The organism is Methyloterricola oryzae (assembly GCF_000934725.1).
GTDB lineage: Bacteria > Pseudomonadota > Gammaproteobacteria > Methylococcales > Methylococcaceae > Methyloterricola > Methyloterricola oryzae.
Window position 1 is genome coordinate 278,898 of record NZ_JYNS01000003.1, and the last position, 19,615, is coordinate 298,512.

15 protein-coding genes, 1 tRNA gene and 2 pseudogenes are annotated in these 19,615 nt (G+C 59.0%); 4 read left to right on the top strand and 14 right to left on the bottom strand.

Annotated elements, in window-relative coordinates; translation table 11 throughout:
• Positions 1 to 28: 28 nt before the first annotated feature.
• From EK23_RS07290 to EK23_RS07340, 11 genes are all read right to left on the bottom strand, one after another.
• A complete protein-coding gene (locus tag EK23_RS07290; RefSeq protein WP_045224644.1) occupies positions 29 to 496 on the bottom strand; it encodes a Smg family protein in 468 nt (155 codons plus the stop codon).
• 32 nt (positions 497 to 528) lie between these two features.
• Complete coding sequence (gene dprA / locus EK23_RS07295) at positions 529 to 1,632, bottom strand: DNA-processing protein DprA (protein WP_082054013.1); 1,104 nt, start codon at positions 1,630 to 1,632, stop codon at positions 529 to 531.
• Complete coding sequence (locus EK23_RS07300) at positions 1,632 to 2,657, bottom strand: LysM peptidoglycan-binding domain-containing protein (RefSeq protein WP_045224645.1); 1,026 nt, start codon at positions 2,655 to 2,657, stop codon at positions 1,632 to 1,634. The genes dprA and EK23_RS07300 overlap by 1 nt, the downstream gene beginning before the upstream one ends.
• Before the next feature lie 161 nt (positions 2,658 to 2,818).
• Positions 2,819 to 3,286 carry a DUF1499 domain-containing protein gene (locus EK23_RS07305; RefSeq protein ID WP_052808014.1) on the bottom strand — a complete coding sequence of 156 codons (468 nt, stop codon included), beginning with the start codon at positions 3,284 to 3,286 and terminating at the stop codon, positions 2,819 to 2,821.
• Positions 3,287 to 3,296: 10 nt separating this feature from the next.
• Positions 3,297 to 4,376, bottom strand: coding sequence for a substrate-binding domain-containing protein (locus tag EK23_RS07310; protein WP_045224646.1), 1,080 nt, complete (start codon positions 4,374 to 4,376; stop codon positions 3,297 to 3,299).
• Positions 4,377 to 4,504: 128 nt separating this feature from the next.
• Entirely contained in the window at positions 4,505 to 5,554 is a 1,050-nt protein-coding gene (locus tag EK23_RS07315; RefSeq protein WP_045224647.1) for an OmpA family protein, read from the bottom strand.
• 120 nt (positions 5,555 to 5,674) lie between these two features.
• Entirely contained in the window at positions 5,675 to 6,634 is a 960-nt protein-coding gene (locus EK23_RS07320) for a PstS family phosphate ABC transporter substrate-binding protein (RefSeq protein ID WP_235281948.1), read from the bottom strand.
• 8 nt (positions 6,635 to 6,642) lie between these two features.
• A complete protein-coding gene (gene phoR, locus EK23_RS07325) occupies positions 6,643 to 7,944 on the bottom strand; it encodes a phosphate regulon sensor histidine kinase PhoR (protein WP_052808015.1) in 1,302 nt (433 codons plus the stop codon).
• A gap of 6 nt (positions 7,945 to 7,950) precedes the next feature.
• Positions 7,951 to 8,646 carry a phosphate regulon transcriptional regulator PhoB gene (gene phoB / locus EK23_RS07330; protein WP_045224649.1) on the bottom strand — a complete coding sequence of 232 codons (696 nt, stop codon included), beginning with the start codon at positions 8,644 to 8,646 and terminating at the stop codon, positions 7,951 to 7,953.
• 91 nt (positions 8,647 to 8,737) lie between these two features.
• A complete protein-coding gene (clpB, locus tag EK23_RS07335) occupies positions 8,738 to 11,323 on the bottom strand; it encodes an ATP-dependent chaperone ClpB (protein ID WP_045224650.1) in 2,586 nt (861 codons plus the stop codon).
• Between the two features lie 61 nt (positions 11,324 to 11,384).
• Complete coding sequence (locus EK23_RS07340; RefSeq protein ID WP_045224651.1) at positions 11,385 to 11,855, bottom strand: rhodanese-like domain-containing protein; 471 nt, start codon at positions 11,853 to 11,855, stop codon at positions 11,385 to 11,387.
• A 218-nt stretch (positions 11,856 to 12,073) separates the two neighbouring features.
• On the opposite strand from EK23_RS07340, the gene EK23_RS07345 reads away from it, so the two are divergent.
• Both EK23_RS07345 and EK23_RS07350 read left to right on the top strand, forming a co-directional pair.
• Positions 12,074 to 12,745 carry a M15 family metallopeptidase gene (locus tag EK23_RS07345; protein WP_082054015.1) on the top strand — a complete coding sequence of 224 codons (672 nt, stop codon included), beginning with the start codon at positions 12,074 to 12,076 and terminating at the stop codon, positions 12,743 to 12,745.
• A gap of 108 nt (positions 12,746 to 12,853) precedes the next feature.
• A tRNA-Phe gene (locus EK23_RS07350) sits at positions 12,854 to 12,929 on the top strand.
• Positions 12,930 to 13,721: 792 nt separating this feature from the next.
• Here the strand turns inward: EK23_RS07350 and EK23_RS07355 are convergent.
• From EK23_RS07355 to EK23_RS07365, 3 genes and pseudogenes are all read right to left on the bottom strand, one after another.
• Positions 13,722 to 14,032, bottom strand: a pseudogene (locus tag EK23_RS07355) (transposase); the annotation flags it as partial.
• Between the two features lie 109 nt (positions 14,033 to 14,141).
• Entirely contained in the window at positions 14,142 to 16,784 is a 2,643-nt protein-coding gene (locus EK23_RS07360) for a methyl-accepting chemotaxis protein (RefSeq protein WP_082054017.1), read from the bottom strand.
• 911 nt (positions 16,785 to 17,695) lie between these two features.
• Complete coding sequence (locus EK23_RS07365; RefSeq protein ID WP_045224652.1) at positions 17,696 to 17,881, bottom strand: hypothetical protein; 186 nt, start codon at positions 17,879 to 17,881, stop codon at positions 17,696 to 17,698.
• A 498-nt stretch (positions 17,882 to 18,379) separates the two neighbouring features.
• Between EK23_RS07365 and EK23_RS07370 the strand changes: the two genes are divergently transcribed.
• Positions 18,380 to 19,003 carry an Ea47 family protein gene (locus EK23_RS07370; protein WP_145998589.1) on the top strand — a complete coding sequence of 208 codons (624 nt, stop codon included), beginning with the start codon at positions 18,380 to 18,382 and terminating at the stop codon, positions 19,001 to 19,003.
• Between the two features lie 171 nt (positions 19,004 to 19,174).
• A pseudogene (locus tag EK23_RS07375) lies at positions 19,175 to 19,435 on the top strand (IS3 family transposase); the annotation flags it as partial.
• Between the last annotated feature and the right edge of the window lie 180 nt (positions 19,436 to 19,615).

Consider the following 19,615-nt stretch of genomic DNA (forward strand, 5'->3'; position numbering starts at 1 on the left):
TCTTGAGCTTAGGGGCGGTTCGCTGCTATCAATGCAGATAGCTAGGCAGCGCCTCGTACACCAGGTTTTCCATGCGGGCGAAGGCGATCTCTTCGTTGGGCTGGCTGAACAGCACCATCAGAACGATCCATTTCAGGTTCTCCAGGGAAATGGTTTCTTCGTTCAGCGCCATCACACGGTCAACCACCAGTTCGCGGCTGGCCGGACTCAGGATGCCGGTCTGCTCCAGGAACAGCAACAGCCCGCGGCACTCGGTATCCAGTTTGGCGAGTTCCTGGGAAGCGTAGATCCTAAACGCCGGCTGCGAAACAGCCTTGATGGGCTGCTGGTCGGCCAGTGACTCGAGCCAGTCGAACGCCTTGTTCACCTCCAGCTGGGGAAAGCCCGCTTCGAGAAGCTCGGTACGAATGGCGTCCGGGTCGGCTGTCGGCTCCACCTCTTCATCCATGTAGTTCTCGAAGAGATAAATCAGGACATCAAATACGTTCTCTTTCATGCTCGGTCTCGATTGGGAATGTGGGCGAGTGCTCACTTGACCCGGCAATAACAGCCGCCGCTCGTGGAGAAGATGTGTCCCTGCAGTTCCAGACGCAGCAGCGTAGCCAATATGGCATCAGGTGTGCGCCCCGTCGCTGCCACTAGAGTATCCACTGAGGTAGGGTCATACGCAATATATTTCAATAGCCAAACGTTTTCGTCGGCGTCAAGAGGCCGGTTCTCCGCGGCTGCCCGATCGTCGGGAATGACCCCGCGCCAGCCGAACTCTTCGAGGATATCATCTACCCCCTCAACCAGTTTGGCCCCCTGCTTGATGAGTTGATTGCAGCCTCGGGCCATGGGATTGTTCACGGACCCAGGCACGGCAAATACCTCCCTGCCTTGCTCCAGCGCCAGCCGGGCAGTAATCAGCGAACCGCTGCGCAGCGCCGCCTCCACCACCAGCGTGCCCCGCGCCAGACCGCTGATGACGCGGTTGCGGCGCGGAAAATTGGTGGCCTGGGGAGGGGTTCCCACCGGGAACTCGGAAACCAGGGCACCGCCCGCGGCCTGGATTTCCTCTGCCAGCGCGCGGTGGCGTGCGGGGTAGACCTGATCCAGTCCCGTGCCGGCCACGGCCAGAGTCAATCCTCTGCCTTCCAGGGCACCGCGATGCGCCGCGGCATCGATGCCGATGGCCAATCCGCTGGTCACCCCGCATCCGGCGAAAGCCAAAGCCCTCGCAAGCTCCCGCGCCATGCGCTCACCCGAGGGAGAAGGATTGCGGCTGCCCACCACGGCGATCTGCCTGCATTCCAGCGCGTCCGGCTTGCCGGAGACGAACAGCATCAGGGGAGGATCGGGTATTTCCCGTAACAAACCGGGATAAGAGGGATCGGAAAGGGTCAGGCAATGATGCCCTTCAGTCTCCAACCAGCGCAAGTCCCGCTCCACCGCATCCCAAGGGGGATTCTGCAGCCAGTGAATGGTCTCCGCCTTGAGTCCGACTTCGGCCAGGGTGGCGGCCGATTCCGCAAAAACAGCCTGAGGATCGCCAAAGAATTCCAGAAGCAGGCGCCCTGCGCGCCCTCCAACCCGCGGCGCCCGGTGCAGCGCCAGCCAATAGCGCAGGTGCTCCGGACAGCCACCGGCCACTAAGGCGTTTGCACGATGTCGCGCAGGTGAATGGCGCGGGTGGCGTTCATGACCAGCGCGAAGCTGACGCGCTCGAAGGGTTGGAACACCATGATCACGCCTTCCTTCTCCTCCGGCAACAACACCGATTCGCCAGATTGCCGGCTGACGATATCGCGCTCGATCCGGATGCCACGCCGCACGTCCAGCACATGGCCGATTTCGATGCCATCCGCGGTGCCGCGGTCTATCACGACGATCTGGTACTGACCGATCTGGGTCACGCCGTCCACCACACTGATGATCGTGCCGCGGATCATCTTGTTGGGCGCATGCGGTTGATAGCTCATCTGCAGTCGTTCGGACTCGATGGGCATCGCCCGATCGCCAATCAGCACCTCACGGTCGGTCTGGGTGAGTTGCAGGGTGGCCGGATCACCGGCCGCCTCGAGGCCCGCTTCCGCTACGTAGAGCGCTTCGTAACCGAGAATCTCGCCAGTCGTACCGTCCTTATAGGCGGCGCCCGGCCGGAAAATCATGTAGCCGGTTTGTGCGCCTTCCTCGATCGCACGCACATACACGCCGTCTCCCGCGCCGCCTGCGATGTGCTCGCCCACGAAACCCACCACGTAAGGCGCATTTTCCAACTCCGAGGCGTTGGCCACCTTGGGATGCGTCAGGAACTGGCGTATGGAATTCAGGGGAATGACCGGAATCGCACGCGCCAAAGGCGTTGCCCGGACTTCGGGGCTGAGGCGAAGTTCCGAAGGTCGACTCACCTGCAGCCTGGGACGCCCCCCAACATAGCTGAGGGTCAGTTCATCGCCAGGATAAATCCAGTGCGGATTGCGGACCTGAGGGTTCTCGTGCCAGATTTGCGGCCACTGCCAGGGCTTGGTCAGAAACCGGCCGGCGATGTCCCACAGGGTATCGCCCTGAACCACGACATAGGTCTGGGGGTGGGAGGGGTTGAGTTCAATTTCCTCGGCCAGGGTGAAACTGGAGCACAACAACAAGCCTGCGGCAACCAGTGAACGAAATTTCATGCTGTCCTCCGCCCCATCCCTGCCTCGGGATCGTCACGATAAACCATTAGAAACATAAGCGGGCGATGCCCAGGTCGCCGATGCGTTCCGTGCCGAAGACTCGTATCCCCGGAACAGCGCCCAAAGTCTAGATGAACTGGAATGGAATTCTAGCGGCCACCTCATTTGATGCTGCCCGCCTCGCGCATGCGGCCTGCAATGCGCTCCAGACGCCGCCGGTTCACGCCCAGGTCCCAGTAGCCCACACGGGAAGCCGAACGCAAGTGGATCAGATGGTCCTCCGGCAGGATCTGCAGTTCAATATCGTCCACGAAGCCGAAGACCAGGCTGGTGGCCTCGGCGCGCAAGTAGCCATCTCCACGCACCTCTTCCACCACGCGGATGCGCTCCTCTTCCGCCAGAGAAGCCTTCAGACTCTCCCAGGCTTTGTCGGACGTCACCCGGACCTGCAGTGGCCCGATATAGCGATCCCGGTCCGCTGATCGACTGGAAACACAGTTGGGGGACGGCGGGCAGGCCCCGATGCGGTTTCGGTCTATTTCCCCTTCGCCAAGACACGCACTGCTGAAAATCGCGAACAGCGCTCCCAACAAGGCAGTCAGCCACTTCCCTTCAATCCGGGCCTCCATCAATCGCGCCCTAGCGCGCCTGCGCTTGCAGCGACTCCAGCGTGAGCGGCTTCATGGCCTTGGCATCCTCGGCCACCAGCTTGCGCTCGGCTGCAGGCAGGGCAATCAGCCCCTTTTCCACCAGATAGCCCTTGTCGCCCCAGGCCTTCTCGCCGGTAAACTCCTTCACATACTGCGCCAGTCCCGGCACCTTGCCGATGCGATCGCCGCGAAAGTAGAAGTACAGAGTCCTGGAAACCGGATAGGCCAGCGAAGCGATGGAACTGTAGTCCGGCGTCACGCCGTCCACGGGTTCCGCGGACAGGTGCTTGGAGTGCGCTGCCAGCAGTTTGTAATCATGCACGGCCAGAGCATGAGGTTTGTCGACCAGGCGTTCGGCGATGCGCTCGTCGTTTTCTCGGGTCTCCACGTAGGCGCCGTCATCGCGCACGCTGTAACAGGCCTTCTTGTATTCTCCCGGGGTCTTCTCCTTCTTCGCCGCCAACCAGGGATAGCTGCGGCACCCTTCCTCCATGATCAACTCATTCAGGGAATCGCGGGTGCCGGAGGCCGCTCCGGGACCGTAAACCTCGATCTTGACATCGGGCAGGGCCGGATTGACCTGCCGCCAGGTCTGATAGGGATTCGGCACCAGCTTGCAGTCCGATTTGCAGGCCGGATCCGGGACGGACTTCGCCAACGCCAGGTAAATGTCTTTGCGCGAAAGCCCAATGGGCTTCTCCTTCTTCGCGTGGATGAAGACGATGCCGTCGTAACCGATCTTCACCTCCACTACTTCCTTGACGCCGTTGCGCTCGCAGGTTTCCAACTCCTTCTTGCGCATGCGCCGGGACGCATTGATGATGTCCGGGGTCTCGGACCCCGCGCTGTCGCAGAACAGGGTGAAACCGCCTCCCGTCCCCGTGGACTCCAGCCACGGCTTCTTGAGCTTGGCGGATTTGGCGAGATGTTCCGATACGGCCGCTGAAAACGGCGACACGGTGCTCGACCCGACGATGTGCACGTAATCGCGGTCCGCGGCCTGAAGGCCGCCGGACACCGCGACTGAAACAGCCAGTACCGCTGCGCTAGCAATGACTTTCGTGTTCAAGTTTTGAGACTCCTCATGGACTTATGATGCGGGGTGCCCCAGAAAAAGCAAACCCGCCATGACAGCGGGTTTGCTCATCGTGCGCACTTGACCCGCGCCGCGAATGCACGCGGCGCGTCAAGCCTGCATCAATCGCCCATCCAGATCAACTCGACGCGGCGGTTCTTCGAGCGCTCCGCCTCGGTCTTGTCGGGCGACACCAGCGGGTACTCCTCGCCGTAGCCCTTCGGATGCAGCGAGTTGGTCACGCCGCGGCGCTTCAGGTAGTCCGCCACCGACTGTGAGCGGTGCTGTGACAGCTTCATGTTGTAGGCTGCGGTGCCCTCGGTACTGGTGTGGCCCGCCACTTCGATGTCCTTCTTTTCAGGGAAGCTCATCAGCTCTTCGGCCACGCCATCCAGGATCGCCATGGCGGTCGGGGTGAGCTCAGCGGAGTTGTACTTGAAGTTGACGCCCTTCAGCTCGATGCGGATCGGGCAGCCCTGATCATCGACCTTGGTGCCGCTTGCGGTGCCCGGGCACTTGTCGTCGCAATCGTTCACGCCGTCGTGATCGGTGTCACGGGTGGAGCACTCATCAACCGGCGCGGCAGCCACCGGCTCCAACTGCGGCTTCGGCTTGTCGCCAAAGGGAATCACGAAGCCCAGGTTGACCACCATGTCATTGAGCACGTCATTGTTCGGCGCGTAGTTGCCAACCGGGGCGGTCAGGCGGTAACGCACGTCGCCGCGCAGCAGGAAGTTATCTGCCAACTCGACCGTGGTACCCAGACCGGTTTCGAAGATGAAGTCAGCATAGGAATTGCTGGCGCCCGGCGAACGAGCGCTGGTGTTTACGCCACCGGCGGCCGCCACCACGTAGGGCGAGAAGGTGTCACGCATCAGGAAGTACTGCAGGTCTACGGTACCGCCAGTCAGGTCGGTGTGACCGACGCCGCTGTTGGCGCTGTAGTTCTGCCAGAACCCGCGCAGTTCCACATTGAAGTATTCGTTGATGATCTTACCGATCGCACCGCCGGCACCCCAGCCGTCCTTACCGTCACGATCGCCACCGGTATGGAGGTAGCTTGCAAACGGAGCGATATAGAATCGGTCATCCATAAACTCTTCGGCTTGCGCCGACGAGGCCATTGCAGCCAGGCCAGTCAGACCCAAGGCCAAAATTTGTTTCTTAAACATGTCGCGCTCCTTGTAGCTAGTAGACAACATCAATTCGCCATTTCAACAACAGCGTAAATCATATACCCGCATTTGCAACAAGGCAAACATTAAGGAGGCAAAAATATAGCCCAATTCGCCTCAATTTGGTGCCGAGCCAATTTTCGCCATTTCTTGTGAGGCAACAGTGGCAGGAAGCGCCACAAAACCTGCCTCGGCGGCTCGCTTCTGCCCGTGTTGCGAGAGCGCCAATGCCACGAACGATCGGGGCAAGTCGAGGCGTTCCCGGGAAAGCGTCATATATAGGTAAAGGAAACGGCTCAAGGGATAGGCACCGCTGACAATGTTGGCCGCCTCGGGCCCAACCGGCTGCCCCCCTGCACCGACCGCCAATGGTACGGGCCGAACCCCCTCCGCCAAAAACGGTGACGGCAGAAAACCGATCGCGTTGGCATGATCACGTACCGCCTCCAACAGTGCACGCGGTTCGGGCAGTTGACTGAGGGACGGACTGAAATCGCCACCGCACAGGAGGTTCTCGCGGACCGCCTGGCTTGCCGAGACCATTCCGCCGCCGAGACCAAAAAGGCGGATCGGCCGCGTGTGCCAGATCGCCACAGGGAGGACCTGCCCCCAGACCTTAATCTCCCCGGAGCCCTTGCAAAGCCTCTGAGCAGAGAATATTCCATCCACCTGCGCCTGCGTCAATCCCTGCAGCGGATTGACTGTGTTGACAATCACCACCACAGCGTCCAGGGCGACCCGCGTCGGCATGGGCATCGTTCCGCGTCGGGTGCGAAATGCCGCGAGTTCGGCGGGGCTCATGGCCCGGCTCATGGCCGCAATCTGCACGGCTCCGTCCGCCAGGGCGGCGGCCGCCTCCGCGTCACTGGTGGACTGAACGCGGACCCGAACGTCCCGTTGCTGGCGGCGAAAATCCTCTGTCCAGGCTGTCAGCAGAGACAGCAGGCTCGGAGAACCTGAAATGACCAAGGCGCGTGAGTCCGACTCCTGGGCGCTTGTAGCCGGAACCGCAGATACGATGAAGAGGAAAATCGGGATGCACCAGCGGCAAGACAGGATGCGGTACAGGCGGCACACCGGGCAGATCAAGCCCTAGCCTGCGCCGCGAGAGGCCTTAGTACGCGCTTTTCCGGAAAGACACAACTGAAGCGGCTACCCTTGCCCAACTCGCTGTAGATCTGCAGTTCGCCTTCGTGCCGCGACAGTACATGTTTAACGATGGCTAGCCCCAGGCCGACCCCGACGCGCTTGCTGCCATCTTCCACCTCGACCCGATAAAAACGCTCGGTCAACCGTGGCAGATGCTCACGCGCGATACCCGGGCCGTTATCAGCGACTTCAAAGCGAACCCCTGCCGGATCGTCACGCCAGCAGACCTGAACGCGCCCGGAGGACGGCGTGTACTTCAGGGCATTGACGATGAGATTGGAGAAAGCCCCGCGCAATTCGGACTCCACTCCCGAAAGGTCAGCCTCGCTCTCCAGGCTGAGTTCGAGACTCGCTTGGCAGTCCGCCAGCAGGCGTGCCTCATCGCACAGACCCCGCAACAAGGGCGCCATGGAAACCGGCTGATTCTGGACATGGGGACCGGCTTCGAGCCGGGTCAGCGAAAGCAGACCGTCGATCAGGTTCTGCATGCGGTTTGTCTGTTCCTGCATGCGCCGCAACATGCGGTGGTAGCGCTCTGGCACTTCGCCTTCGGCATCGGCCAAGGCCTCCAGATAGCCTTTCATGACCGTCAGGGGCGTGCGCAATTCATGCGAGACGTTTGCAACGAAATCGGCCCTGACCCGCTCCATGAAGCGCAGGTGGCTGACATCTTGCGCCACCAGCAGACGCAGGTCGTCCCCGTAAGGAACGACGCGGATCTCCAGTTCCGCTTCCTCCCGCACCGGCGAAGGAACGCTAACGGTACCTTCGAAGGCCGACTCACGGAGAAACTGGGAAAAACGAGGGTAACGCAGGAGATTGATGATCTGCTGACCCACGTCGCTCTTGCGTAGCCCCAGCAGCTTTCCCGCCGCCTCGTTGAACCATTCGATCTCATCGCGCGGTCCAAGCACCACCGTCGCATCCGGCAAGGCGGCGGTGGCGGTGCGGAAGCGCTCGAGCATGACGATGAGGCGCTTCTTGCGGCGTTTGTTGCGGCGCCGGAGACGGTAGATGAGATAGTAGATCTCGTCCCAGATGCCGCCGCCGCCCGGCGCCTTGCCGCCGCCACGCAGCCACAGCAGGAGCCGATTCAGGTGATAGAGGTGACGCCCGAGATAGACCAGGCAGCACAGCCACAGGACCGGAAAATAGAAGCCGCTGAGTTTTCCGGCAAACAGCCCCACGGCGGCGAGCCAGACGATCCAGTGAACCTCCGAGCGCCAGGGGCTTATCATCCGGGATCAGGGTTGCTCTGAAAAACGGTAGCCAAATCCGCGTACGGTCTGCACCAGATCCTCGCGGCCATGCTCGGCCAGAATCTTGCGCAACCTCCTGATGTGCACGTCCACAGTCCGCTCCTCGATGTAGGCGCTGCGTCCCCAGACCTGATCCAGCAGTTGGGTTCTGCTGTAAACCTTGCCGGGGTGCGTCAAAAAGAACTCAAGCAGCCGGTATTCCGTTGGACTGACCGCTAGATCGCGATCACCGACCGTGACCCGGTGACCGTCGGCATCCAGCGTAACACCGCCCAGTTGTATCTTGCCAGTGGTCTTGACGAGACGGCCGCTGCGGCGCAGCACGGCTCGGATACGGGCAACCAGTTCGCGCGGTGAAAATGGCTTGGCGACATAATCGTCGGCGCCGACGTCCAGCCCCCGAATCTTATCCTCCTCTTCGCCGCGGGCAGTCACCAGGATAATTGGAATTTCGCCGTAGTTGGAGTCCCGCTTCAGTCGCCGCGCCCAATCCACCCCGTTCATCCCGGGCAGCATCCAGTCCAATAGGATCAGGTCCGGCAACTGCGCCGTCAGGCTGGCCAGGGCCTGCTGCGTGTCCGCCACTGCCTGCACGGCGAAGTCGGCCTGTTCCAGCACCAGGACCAGCATCTCCCGAATGGCATCCTCATCTTCAACAACCAATACATTGATATCAGGCATTCATGGAATACCAAGGGTTTGAAAATGACGGATAGTAGGTCAGCTATATGACAACCCCATTACATTCCGGTCGACCGAGGCGCCAGGCGGCTCACGCCGCCTTGCTGACCACCAGGGAGCCCTGCTCCGCCTCCACGCGAATGGTATCGCCAGGCTCGAAGCGGCCGGCGAGGATGTCCTGCGCCAAAGGATTCTCGAGCCGTTGCTGGATTGCCCGCTTGAGCGGTCTAGCCCCGTAAACCGGGTCGAAGCCGGCCTCGCCCAGGCAATCGAGCGCGGCATCGGAGACCTCCAGCGCCAGGTCGCGCCCCAGCAGGCGAGTCCGCAGCATCGCCACCTGGATCTTGGAGATGGCGCGGATCTGCTCCTTCTGCAAGGGATGGAACACGACCACCTCGTCGATGCGGTTGATGAACTCGGGCCTGAAATGCAGGCCGACGATTTCCATCACCGCCGCCTTCATGCGGGCATAATTTTCCTCTCCGGCCAGTTCCTGGATGCGGTCCGAGCCCAAATTGGAAGTCATCACCACCACTGTGTTGCGGAAATCCACCGTGCGCCCGTGGCCGTCGGTCAGCCGTCCGTCATCGAGCACCTGCAGCAGGATGTTGAACACGTCCGGGTGCGCTTTTTCCACCTCGTCCAGCAGGATCACCGAGTAGGGCCGGCGCCGTACCGTCTCGGTCAGGTGACCGCCCTCCTCATAGCCGATGTAGCCGGGCGGCGCGCCGATCAGCCGGGCCACGGAATGTTTCTCCATGAACTCCGACATGTCGATGCGCACCATGGCCTCCTCGGTGTCGAACAGGAATTCCGCCAGGGCCTTGCACAATTCGGTCTTGCCCACGCCGGTGGGCCCCAGGAACAGGAAGGAGCCGTTGGGACGATTGGGGTCGGCCAGTCCGGCCCGGGAACGGCGAATGGCGTCGCTCACCGCCTTGATCGCCTCGTCCTGGCCGACCACGCGCTTGTGCAGGTTCTCCTCCATGCGCAGCAACTTCTCGCGCTCGCCCTCCAGCATCTTGGAGACCGGGATGCCGGTCCACTTGGACACCACTTCCGCGATTTCCTCGTCGGTCACCCGGTTGCGCAGCAATTGCTTCTCACGCGACTCGGCCTGCTCGGCCTCGTGCAACTCCTTTTCGAGTTGGGGAATGACGCCGTATTGTAACTCGCCCATCTTGTCGTAATCGCGGTTCTCGGCGCGATTGAGCATATCCAGTTGCAGCCGGGCCTGCTCCAGTTGTTCCTTGATGGCGGCGGTGCCCTGAAGCGAAGCCTTCTCCGCCTTCCAGATCTCCTCGAGGTCCGCGTAATCGCGCTCGGCGTCGTCGATGTTCTCCTGCAAGGCCTCCAGGCGCTTGCGCGAAGCCTCGTCGGTCTCCTTTTTGAGGGCCTCGCGTTCGATCTTGAGCTGGATCAGGCGCCGCTCCAGACGATCCATCTCCTCCGGCTTGGAATCTATCTCCATGCGGATGCGGCTGGCGGACTCGTCGATCAGGTCGATGGCCTTGTCCGGGAGGTTGCGGTCGGTGATGTAGCGGTGCGACAAGGTGGCCGCGGCGACGATGGCCGGGTCTGTGATGGTCACGCCGTGGTGAACCTCATATTTCTCCTTGAGCCCGCGCAGGATGGCGATGGTGTCCTCGACGTTGGGCTCGTCGACCAGCACCTTCTGGAAGCGGCGCTCCAGGGCCGCGTCCTTCTCGATGTATTGGCGGTACTCGTCCAGCGTCGTCGCGCCCACACAATGGAGTTCGCCGCGCGCCAGCGCAGGCTTGAGCATGTTGCCGGCGTCCATGGCGCCTTCCGCCTTGCCGGCGCCGACCATGGTGTGCAATTCGTCGATGAACAGAATGATCTTGCCTTCCTGCTTGGCGATGTCATTGAGCACAGCCTTGAGCCGCTCCTCGAATTCACCGCGGAACTTAGCGCCGGCGATCAGGCCCGCCATGTCCAGTGCCAGTAGGCGCTTACCCTTGATGCCTTCGGGCACCTCGCCGTTGACGATGCGCTGCGCCAGCCCTTCGACGATGGCGGTCTTGCCGACGCCGGGCTCGCCAATCAGAACAGGGTTGTTCTTGGTGCGCCGCTGCAGAACCTGGATGGTGCGGCGGATCTCATCGTCACGGCCGATCACGGGATCCAGCTTGCCCTGCTCCGCGCGCGCCGTCAGATCGATGGTGTACTTCTGCAAGGCCTGGCGCTGCTCTTCCACATTGGCGTCGTCGGCGCTCTGACCTCCGCGCACCGCATCGATTGCCTTCTCCAGGGCATCACGGGTAAAGCCCGACTGCCGAAGCAGATCGCTCAGGTTGCTCTTCTCGTCCAAGGCCGCCAGGACGAAGATCTCGCTGGTAATGAATTTGTCGCCGCGCTTTTGCGCCAGTTTGTCCGTCATGTTCAAGAGGCGCGACAGCTCGTTGGAAATCTGCACATCGCCGCCGACCCCCTCCACTTTGGGGAGCCGATCCAGGCGCTCCATCAGCGCCGCCCGGAACTGTTTGACATTCCCTCCCGCCTGAGCGAGCAGCGGACGCACGGTGCCGCCCTCCTGATCGAGCAGCGCCGCCATCACGTGTAGCGGCTCGATGAACTGGTTGTCGCGTCCCAGCGCGAGGCTCTGCGCATCCGCCAGGGCTGCCTGAAATTTGCTGGTGAGTTTGTCCATTCGCATGGAAATTACCTTCGTAGAATAGGTGGGTTGCTTACGAAGGTGGGGGTCCCCGACCCGGATTTCAAGGCGCGGCGGACGCCGGCCGGGCGGGTGACGCCGCGCAGGTCGCGGTGGTTGCGCAACCAGGCGTCAAAGGCAGGCTTTGCGCCGACCATTCCCTGATCCCTTTCTCCAGATGATAGACGCGATCAAAGCCCGCCTCGCTGGTCATCATCTTCCCAACCAGGGCGCTGCGGTTTCCGGAACGGCACACCAGCACCACGGGTTGGTCTTTCTTGCCGAGCATCAGCTTCAGTGATTTGAGCCAAGCCTCCTTGTCATACTGTCCGCTGGTATCGAAAAAGGTGAGTTCGTGGCTACCCTGGATCACGCCGGTGGCGGCCCATTCCTGGGGCGTGCGTATGTCCACGACGGCAGCCCCCTTCTTCTGCAAGGCTTGCAGTTCATCGCTGGTTATTCCGACCAGACTGCCGGCCAAGCTGGGCGCCGACAAGACGAAAAGGCTGAGAAAAAGGAGGACGGCTTGCGTCATGTCTTAATCCTGTCTACACAATTGGGCGCGGGTTATCCCGTTAACCCGAAAAAGCATACCACCTGGCCTGCGTTTTTCCCGAGAAGGGTCACCCCCACCTCCCCGATACGCACAGATTCTGTGGATAAGAATGTGCATCGACTGGTGGAGCCCGGCGCAAGCCCTTTAGAATGGACTATAGAAAGGCTCTTGATCACAACTTGTACAGCTTACCACCGATGTTCTACCGCAAAACCTGGAACCCGTTGATTTGCGCGGGCTTGCTCGGCCTGGCGCCCCCAACATGTGCCACCGCGGAGGAGCCGCCCATCGAAGACGGTCCCTTCCGTACCCCAGAACTGGTGGAAGTCGCAAAGCTCCATCCTGGCTTCAAGCTGGACGTGCGCTATGCCACCGCGAACAACTTTCTGGGGCGGGCGGTTTATCCGGAAGCCAGGGTTTTCCTGCAGAAGCCGGCGGCGAAGGCCCTGGTTCGGGCTCAAGCGAAACTGAAAAATAAGGGATACGGCCTGGTTCTGTTCGACGGCTACCGGCCCTGGTCTGTCACCAAGATATTCTGGGATGCGGTGCGGGAAGACCAGAAGCCGTTTGTCGCCGACCCGAGCAAAGGCTCCCGTCACAACCGCGGCTGCGCCATCGACTTGAGCCTTTACGATCTCAAGACCGGCCGTGAAGTTGTCATGCCCAGCGCCTATGACGATTTCGCCGAGCGCGCCTACCCCGATTACACCGGCGGAACCCCGCAAGCCCGCCGGCTGCGAGACTTGCTTAGACACACAATGGAAAGCGAAGGGTTCAACGTCTACCCCACGGAATGGTGGCATTACGATTACAAGGACTGGGGCGATTACGCCATCCTGGACCTGCCCTTCTCCGCCCTGCCCCATTGAACCCCTTGCGGAGTTTCAAGGCCTTATCTGCTACCCCTAGCTCCGTTTAAAATTTGGGTTGACGCATAGGCGAATTCACGACAAAATGCGCAGCTCAAACGACGAGATGGCCAGGTAGCTCAGTTGGTAGAGCAGGGGACTGAAAATCCCCGTGTCGGCGGTTCGATTCCGTCCCTGGCCACCATTAAATTCAAAGGGTTGCTTCGATTAATCGAACAAGCCTTTTTCCGCGGTAGACGCACAGTAGACGCTAGGGCGAATACTGGAACTCGCATCCTCAATACATCTGGTAAGACATGCCATAGGAAAAGGGATGTGGCATCCAGACTAACAGTTGCACGGAATGGCTGCGCTGAAGCCCAATCGGCGTTCCTTGCTAATTCCGATCACCAAGATCTCCCTGTCGCTCACCCCGTCCAGCATTAATCCTGTAGGGATTCGGCACTTATTCATCTCGGCTCCCCGCACCGTTCCAGATGAAGTTAAACCCGCGACCTCGGTCCTAGATTCAGAATTCCGCCCGGACACTTTAGGCCCGCGCCGCGCTCTGTGCCCGCCTTTCCGGGGCACCTTTCAGCCACGCCCTTCAGGTAGCCCAGGTCAATTGGACGCGTTCGCTTCTCGCATCTGCTTTCTTCTATTTGCGCGAAGAGACGGGGGCCCTGCCAAATCACGGTCAGTCCGCACCAGAACCGCCGCTGCTGTCTGCATTGCTGACGTTCCCGATCAGCAGCACGGCGACGAACCATCGGCCTTAACCGACACTCGGCTCCTCCTCTAAATCGCCCTTAATGGCTGCCTTTCGGGTGATGTTGGCGACCAACTGGGACCCCTAGGATGCTGCTCCGAGTGGCAGAGGTTTAATTGTGGATTCAAGCGGGATGCAACCGTCACATCCACAAATTGATACCTGTCATTCAAGTTCCACTTCGATGCTCGATGGGAAGATTTGTCCAAGCCCCCACGCGAACAACCAGCGGCCAATCATCGCTTTGCACCCGGATTTTCCGCCTACCCGGGCGCGCTGACTAAAAAATCGATCTCCAGGGCCTGCTGGCCGATCTTGGCGTGCAGCGCGTTCATATCGATGGCTGGCTCGGTCTGCTTATCGCCGCCGAATACCCCGGCGACACCGTCCAGCAACTGGCTTCTCCAATCGCTGATTTGATTAAGGTGGACATCGAACTGCTGGTCTAACTCGGCCTGCGTCTTATCGCCCCGGAGGGCGGCCAAAACCACTTTAGCCTTGAAGGTCGGTGAGTGGTTCCGGCGTGGTCGTCTACTCATGGCATGCTTCAAGTCATCGGCGTTACCCACGCCGCTAGGGAGCAGTTTATCCACTTAGCCGAATGTTCAATTTTCCGAAGCCACCTCCCAACCAGGTTCGTGGCAGTGTTCACACAAGCTCTTTATCTTTGCTTGTCACGGAGCGTGGATGAGGCAGGAGCGCTAGCGTATTTTGCACCGTAAAGTACTCCACCAAACCAGCCAAGTGACGCGATTCATCCGCCATGGTCGCGCTGGCGGCGGCCGATTGCTCGACGAGAGCCGAATTTTGCTGCGTCACTTCGTCAATTTGCCCAATTGCCTGATTGACCTGTTCCACGCCTACGCTTTGCTCTGCTGACGCAGCGGCAATTTCCGAGATCAGTTCGGTTACCTGATTTACGGAGGTTACGACCTGCTGCATGGTTTTGCCGGCCTCTTCCACGAGTAGGGCGCCTTTTTCGACGTCCTCCACGGACGAGTGGATCAGACCCTTGATTTCTTTTGCTGCGGATGCCGACCTCTGAGCCAGATTGCGCACTTCACTAGCGACTACGGCAAATCCTCGCCCTTGCTCGCCGGCCCGCGCTGCTTCCACCGCCGCATTCAATGCCAATATATTGGTCTGGAATGCGATGCTGTCGATGACTCCAATAATGTCCACAATCTTGCGGGAACTGTTATTGATGTCATGCATGGTCCCGACCACCTGCTGAACGACTGTGCCTCCTTTCGATGCAACTTCCGATGCGGAAATGGCCATCTCGTTTGCCTGTTTGGCGTTGTCGGCATTCTGCTTAAGGGTCGATGACAATTCCTCCATGGTGGAAGCTGTCGTTTGGAGCGTTAGGGCCTGCTTCTCGGTGCGCTGGGATAGGTCCATATTCCCCAATGCGATTTCCTTCGAGGCCGTATTCAGGGTGTCCGTGGCGTTCTTGATCTGCGAGATGATTTCGGTGAGCCGCGTGACAGTGCATTCGAAGTCTTCCTTGATCTTCCCGAAAGTCCCTTGATAATTTTTCTCCATGGCGACCGTAAGGTCTCCTTTCGCGAGGGAATCCAATACTCTCTGGATATCATTCATGGAATCCCCGACCGTTTGTAAGAATTGGTTCAGGCCCTGGCTCAAACCCAGATAAAAGCCTTCCTTGCAACTCGTATCAACCCGCAGGTTAAAGTCACCCCGCCCCACGGCATCGACGATACGCGCAATCTCAACTTGAGTTTGTATTTCCGATGTCAGGTCGGTCCATTCCGCCACCGATCCCATGCGTTCTCCCTTGTCGTCGATGACGGGATTGGCGATGACGCGCATGGTGTGCGAGCCCAGAGACAAATTAGCCGAGTACGTGCTTGTGAATTGGGCGAGCAAGGAAGCCTGGTTCGCCGGATTCTTGTGGAATGAGTCCACGTTGGCTCCAACCAGATGGTCTGCATTAAAGTCAGGCAATTGCTTGCGAATTTCGGATTCGGCCTGCTTGAGAATTCTCCGGACTGAGGGATTGGCGTAGACGATCTCACGCGTGTTGTCAGCGATCATGACGCCGGTACTGACATTGTCCAGGGCAATTTTAATTCGAGTATTTTCCGCAAGAATCTTCTGCTCAAGTTCTCGCTTGTTTAATTCCTCGGTTATGTCTCTCCACTCCGTTACGAATCCCACCACGTAGCCTTTTCCGTTGAGCACAGGGCTTCCGACAACGGCGAATCTCTGGCTGCCCAAGCTCGTCTGAATCGAATAGGTAGTGTTCAACGAAGCGCCCAATGGGCCTCCCTCGTCAGAAAGTTCGTATAAGGATTCGAGCTTGGTGCCGAGCAACTGGCTGAATGCCACCCGGGAGGCGTTGAAACCTTCTTCCCTTTCCAGTTTGCCGAGCATGTTTTTCATGGCGTTGTTGATATAGACGATCGTCTGATCGTGGTCTGCAATTAGGACCCCGGTTGAGACTTTCTCCAGCGCATTGCTTAAAAGTAGGCCCTGCTCTGCTAGCCGGTTGGATTCCGCAAGATCGAAAGCCAGGCGTGTCTGGGCGGATTTGACCGAGTCTCTGAGTCGTCTGATTGGGTCGCCTGTGTCGAGCAGGCTGACGCTCCCCTTGTAATCGCCTTGTGCCATCGCTTCCACACGCTGGGTGATGGAGGCGATGCCGATATGCAGAGTGCGCGACAAGTAGACGCCCAGAAATGCGGCGACCAGCACGCTGACGATCGACCAGGCCAAGGCCAACCCAGGCTGGCCCATGTAGGCGCTCAGTGTCGCAAGTCCGCCAAGGACGGAACCGATGGCAAGCGCGAGCCCCAGCCGGATTGAAAACGGGACGCTGCGAGGCAGGATTCTGGACCACAAAGGTGACGCAGGTTGCTCTCCTGCATTCATGGAACGGTACAAACGATCGGCAGCCTCGATTTGTTCCTGGCTCGGTGCGTACCGGACGGACATATACCCTACGATACGTGAACTCTCGCGGATTGGCGTGACGTTGGCTTCGACCCAATAGTGGTCGCCGTTCTTGCACCGGTTTTTGACGATACCAACCCAAGGCCGTCCGGACTTTAAGGTTTGCCAAAGATCTGAAAAAGCGGCCGCCGGCATATCTGGATGACGGACGATATTGTGGTTGAAGCCGAGTAGCTCCTGCTCCGAAAATCCGCTGATTTCGATAAAGTCGTGATTCGCGTAGGTGATTCTGCCCTTAAGATCGGTCTTGGAGACGATCATGGAATCGACCGCGAGACGGACCTCCTTGTTTGTGATTGGCATGTTCAATTTCATAAATGGCCTCCTTGTAATACTCACCTCCTGGCGAGAATCGCAGGTTCAGTGAGTACAGCAGCTGCGCCGCTTGCGATGCGTTTATGCAACAGCCAGCTGCCTTTTCGGAATTAGCGACCCTTGGACAAAGGGACGGAATTGTATAGACGCCGTTCTCGAGTCAGATAATGACTGGATCAGCTTTTATGACACGGGAGACTGGGTGCCCTGACTTTTGGCGGAACGCCGACGGGGATTGGGTCGGTAATCCCGAAAGAACTATCGAGACGGCTTGGATGCGAATGTACTCCGAGCCGTTTCGAATCATTACAGTAGCAGAGTCGGTTGACTGAACCAGAGATTAGCACAAAGGGGTAACGATACAACGCAAGCAGCCGCACTTTCGCGGGCATAGAACTCTGAAAACTGTCGGCCACAAAAATCAAAGGTAAGGGTCGCGTGTCCGCTTTGGCCGACCTGACGCCGAGAAATCCAAGCCAGCGACTGACTCCCGCTGAGTGCGGAACGGGCATTCCACCCGGGAATGGCCGCTGATGTCTGTATTGTGTTGAAAAACATCGATCCCGGAGATGACGGCGCCCGGGACGCGTTCCTACTTGAAATCTGGCAAACTTTCGGAAGGCATCTGAACCAATTTTTGCGTACGAGTCGATGAAAGCGCCGTTTCTTGCTCCGGCATGCTGAACAAACTGCGGGCAGGCGAGTTTTTCAACACAATACAGACATCAGCGGCCATCCGGGCACGGAATGCCTTTGTACGCTCAGTGTCGGCCAGTCGCCCGATTAGATTTTTCGGCGTCAGGTCGGCCTAACCGGTCATTCGGCGTTGCCAGCAAATTCGTTCGAATGGCTACTTTCGGAACCGGCCTGGAATTTGGCAGGCCGCCCACCCATAACCGGACGGTCGATTATCAGAAATCCAACGGACTCTTCGCCTCCTTGAGGGTGACGCTCTGCACCGTATGGGCATATTTGTGACAGAAATCCCAGTAATAGCGCAGCCATTTCAGATAGTACGGGCGCTGTGGCGCAAGGACGTCATGTTGTGCCAGCAGGGCCTCGTAGAGACGGGTCAGTTCGGTGGGAAGGGTAAGCATGTCATGCAATCCAGATCAGTCTATCCTGAGTCAGCGGGATGATAGACAGAGGGATAGACCAAGCGCTTCAAGGCACGTTGTCAAGCGCCAGGCAGCGTGATAAAAATCTTGGGAAGCTATACGGAAACGATTCAATCAATTGTTAGGGGTCGCCAGTGAGCGTCTTTACCTTCCAAGCACGGTGGAAAGAAGAGTTGCTTTGTACCGGTCCAGGAGGAACGTTCGTTCTTGAGCTACCGATGGGGATCTTGTCCGCTTATCTGCCGACTGAGGATGTGTGGAAACAGAATGCGCCGGTTTGGGCTCGTGACCTTTGGCCTACTCTCCGCGTTGAATTGGCGGAATGGTGCACAGCTAACAAAGCCGAACTGGTGGTTGATTCGACAGCAGGTGTTTTCTAAGTAAAGGTAACCCCTAACCCTGCATTCGAGAGAGACCTCGCGCGAAATGCCGCGCGAGGCCACTCAACTCCACGTTGGGCCGCACAACGGAGGTCAAGTGGCAAGATCGCCGAAAACAACAGCCGAGGTTCTGCAGCGGGCCCACGATATGCTGCACACGGCGCAACTGGGCTTGGTTGGTCTGCAAAGCAAGGACCCGAGGACACGAATTGCCGGTGTACGCAATGTCATAGTGTTCGGCCGCGCGGTCACGAACGTACTTCAAAACTTGCGCTCTACGGAGAGGGCGTTCGACGACTGGTACAAGCCACAGGTTGAAGCCATGGAGGCTGACCCGCTGATGAAGTACTTGTACAAGGTTCGCACGGAGATCCTCAAGGAAGGTTCAATCCCTGTAGCCTCCTCGATCACACTCAACGGCAACCCCATTGAGTTGATTCGACGCTGCAAGCCACCGCCCGGAGCGAAGGGCTTCTTCATTGGGGACCGTATTGGCGGCAGCGGTTGGGAAGTCGGGACGGAAGTTGGCGTTGTGGAGAAGTTCTATGTTGAACTGCCGTCCGACTTGCCAGGATTCAGAGCCGACGTCACGGTTTTCTTCGCTGAGGCACCGCCGGAGATCGCTGGCGCTCCTATCGAAGCCGTATTAAATCAGTACCTTGAGCGACTCGCAGAGATTGTTGAAGGCGCCCAGGCCAAGTTTGCAACAGGTGCGGCCTAACCCCTCGGTCAACGCGAGGCCCAGCGTTACCTCGAACGTTGAAGTCGTAAAGCGAGCATATGCCGGGCGTCAGCTCTTAACAGATCTACCGCTTTAGAATTCGAAGAAAGCTGCCATTGGTGAACGGCGGGTTTCGAGCCAAGCGAATGACCTGTAGAAGTTCAGACTTGATCTGACAGGGGAGGCCATTACCGTTGGCCTGGGTGGGTCAAGCGGATGAGCAATGCCAAATTCACCCGATCAATGTCGCGCAAAGGCTGCTCCCCGGATAATGCAGCCTGTGAAGGATTCTTTGGCAGGCTAAAAACGGAGCTCTTTTATCGTAGGAACTGGCAGGACACCTCGATCGACCAGTTCATCGCAATGGTTGACGATTACATCCGCTGGTATAACGAAAAACGGATCAAGTGTAGAAGTTCAGACTTGATCTGACAGAGTTCCTTGCCGCGAGGTGGGGTTACCCGTTTTGATAGAGGTGCGAAGCTTCATCGAAACGTCGCGTGAGCGCAGGAGTAACCCCATGAGTAGTCTCAATCAGAATGTCATCCGTCACAAGATCGGTCTGCTGAACCTGGCAACCGAACTCGGCAACGTGTCCAAGGCCTGCAAGGT